Consider the following 2,721-nt stretch of genomic DNA (forward strand, 5'->3'; position numbering starts at 1 on the left):
CCGGGTCGGGCCGGCTGGCATTTCGTCCCTTGACCAGCTCCATGGCGACCATGGCGCCGGGGCCGCGGATGTCACCGATGCAGTCGAAGCGTTCCGCCAGCTGGTGCAGGCGGGCCTTGATCTGCTCACCCTGGGTCAGGGCTTGCTGGTTGAGTTGCTCCTCGTCGATCACCTCCAGCACCGCCAGGGCGGCGGCGCAGGCGATGGGCGAACCCGCATAGGTGCCCCCCAGACCCCCCGGCTTGGCGGCATTCATGATAGCCGCCTTGCCCACCACGGCCGAGAGCGGGAAGCCGCCAGCCAGGCTTTTGGCGAGCGTCATGATGTCCGGTTCTATGCCGCTGTATTCGGTGGCAAAGGTCTTGCCGGTGCGACAGAAGCCACTCTGGATCTCGTCGCAGATGAGCACTATGCCGTGCTGATCGCACAGCATGCGCAGGCTCTGCATGAAGCTTGGGGAGGCGGGATAGAAGCCACCCTCACCCTGCACGGGTTCGAGAATGATGGCCGCGACCCGGGCCGGCTCTATATCCGAGCTGAAGCAGAGATCCAGCGCGGCCAGGGCATCGGCCTCGCTCACCCCCAGATAATCGCTCGGGAAGGGCAGGTGATAGACCTCCCCCGGGAAGGGGCCGAAGCCGGTCTTGTAGGGCACCACCTTGCCGGTGAGTGCCATGCCCATCATGGTACGACCGTGAAAGCCCCCCTTGAAGGCGATGGTGCCGCTGCGACCCGTGTGGGCGCGGGCTATCTTGATGGCGTTTTCCACCGCCTCGGCGCCGGTAGAGAGAAACAGGGTGCGTTTGGGGGTAGGCCCGGGCACCAGGGCGTTGAGCTTCTCGGCAAGCTCGATATAGCCGGGGTAGGGGGTGACCTGGAAGCAGGTGTGGCTGAATTTTTCGAGCTGTTCACGCACCGCCGCCACCACTTTCGGGTGGTTGTGGCCGGTGTTGAGCACGGCGATGCCGGAGGCAAAGTCGATGTAGCGGTTGCCCTCCACATCCCACAGCTCGGCATTTTTCGCCCGGTCGATAAACACCGGTAGCAGGGTGCCGACGCCGTTGACCACGGCCGCTTCGCGGCGCGCTTGCCACGCCTTGTTTGATTCTGACTGACTCATCTTTCCTCCCTGAGGGGCCGCAGCCCCCGATATTCCCTGACTGAATGTGTGGCGGGCGACTTGGCGCCCATCGCCGCCGACTGGCCCATTGGCCCAGATCGGCGGCGTGTGGTTTGCTCTGCAGCAGCCCTCTTGCGGGGCACAGTGGGCCACATTTAGCCCCTTGCCGCCTCGGGCGAACTCCTGGTTCTATCTATCAAAACGATGGATTTTGCGGCCAATGCATAGGTGAATGGGATGCTTTGGCCCTCTGCTGCCTTAGCGAATGCCGCCAAAGCAGAGGTATTTGGTTTCGAGGTACTCTTCCAGCCCCTCGGCCGCCCCTTCGCGGCCAAGACCGGACTCCTTGATGCCGCCAAAGGGGGCCAGCTCGGTGGAGATGATCCCCTCGTTGATGCCCACCATGCCGTATTCCAGCTGCTCGGCCACGCGCCATACCCGGGCGATGTCGCGGCCATAGAAGTAGGCGGCCAACCCGTAGGGGGTGTCGTTGGCGATGGCGATAGCCTCAGCTTCTGTTTCAAAACGCACCAGCGGGGCGACCGGGCCGAAGATCTCCTCCTGCAAAATGGGGTTGCTCTTGTCGACCTTGCCCAAAATGGTGGGCTGGTAGAAGAGCGGGCCGGCGGAATGGGCTTCCCCCCCCACCAGTACCTCGGCCCCGGCGGCGGTGGCTTGCTTGACCAGCTCGGCCACCTTGCTGGCGGCGGCGGCGTTGATCAGCGGGCCAATCTGGGTGCCCTCGCTCATGCCATCCCCCACCTTGAAGGCGTGCACGGCGGCGGTGAGCTTCTCGGCGAAGGCCTCGTAGACACCGGCTTGCACCAGGATGCGGTTGGCGCAGACGCAAGTCTGGCACGCGTTGCGGTATTTGGAGGCCAGCGCCCCGGCGATGGCGGCGTCGAGATCCGCATCATCAAATACGATGAAGGGGGCGTTGCCACCCAGCTCCAGCGACAGTTTCTTCATGGTGTCGGCGCACTGGCGCATCAACAGCTTGCCGATGCGGGTGGAGCCGGTGAAGGAGAGTTTGCGCACCCGCTTGTTGTTGCACAGCTCGTTGCCCACGGCGGCCGCCTGATGGGAGGTGACGATGTTGATGACCCCGGCTGGTATGCCCGCTTGCTCCGCCAGTACCGCCAGCGCCAGTGCACACAGCGGTGTCTCGGCGGCAGGCTTGATGACGATGGTGCAACCGGCGGCCAGTGCCGGGCCCGCCTTGCGGGTGATCATGGCGATGGGGAAGTTCCAGGGGGTGATGGCGGCGACCACGCCCACCGGCTGTTTGATGGTGGCCAGACGCCTGTCGTTGGAAAAACCCGGAATGGTGCGGCCGTAGGCGCGCTTGCCCTCTTCCGCAAACCACTGGATGAAGCTGGCGCCATAGGCCACTTCCCCTTTGGCCTCGGCCAGCGGCTTGCCCTGCTCGCAGGTCATGATGCGGGCCAGCTCATCCTGATTGGCCATGATGAGCTCGAACCAGGCATGAAGCCGGTTGCTGCGCTCCTTGGCGGTGAGCGCCGCCCAGGCCGGCTGGGCTGTGTGGGCGGCCTCGATGGCGCGGCGGGTGTCCGCCTCGTCCATGTCGGGCACCTGGGTGA

At 64.8% G+C, this 2,721-nt stretch carries 2 protein-coding genes; both read right to left on the reverse strand.

Going from position 1 to position 2,721, the window contains the following annotated elements; genetic code table 11:
- The coding region (gene gabT / locus AAC083_RS02640) for a 4-aminobutyrate--2-oxoglutarate transaminase (RefSeq protein WP_375134794.1) at positions 1–1,120 on the reverse strand (1,120 nt) is incomplete at its 3' end.
- A gap of 258 nt (positions 1,121–1,378) precedes the next feature.
- On the reverse strand, positions 1,379–2,721 hold a 1,343-nt coding region (locus AAC083_RS02645; protein WP_258224868.1), incomplete at its 5' end, for an NAD-dependent succinate-semialdehyde dehydrogenase.

This window comes from Aeromonas sp. HMWF014 (assembly GCF_963878295.1).
Classification (GTDB): domain Bacteria; phylum Pseudomonadota; class Gammaproteobacteria; order Enterobacterales; family Aeromonadaceae; genus Aeromonas; species Aeromonas popoffii.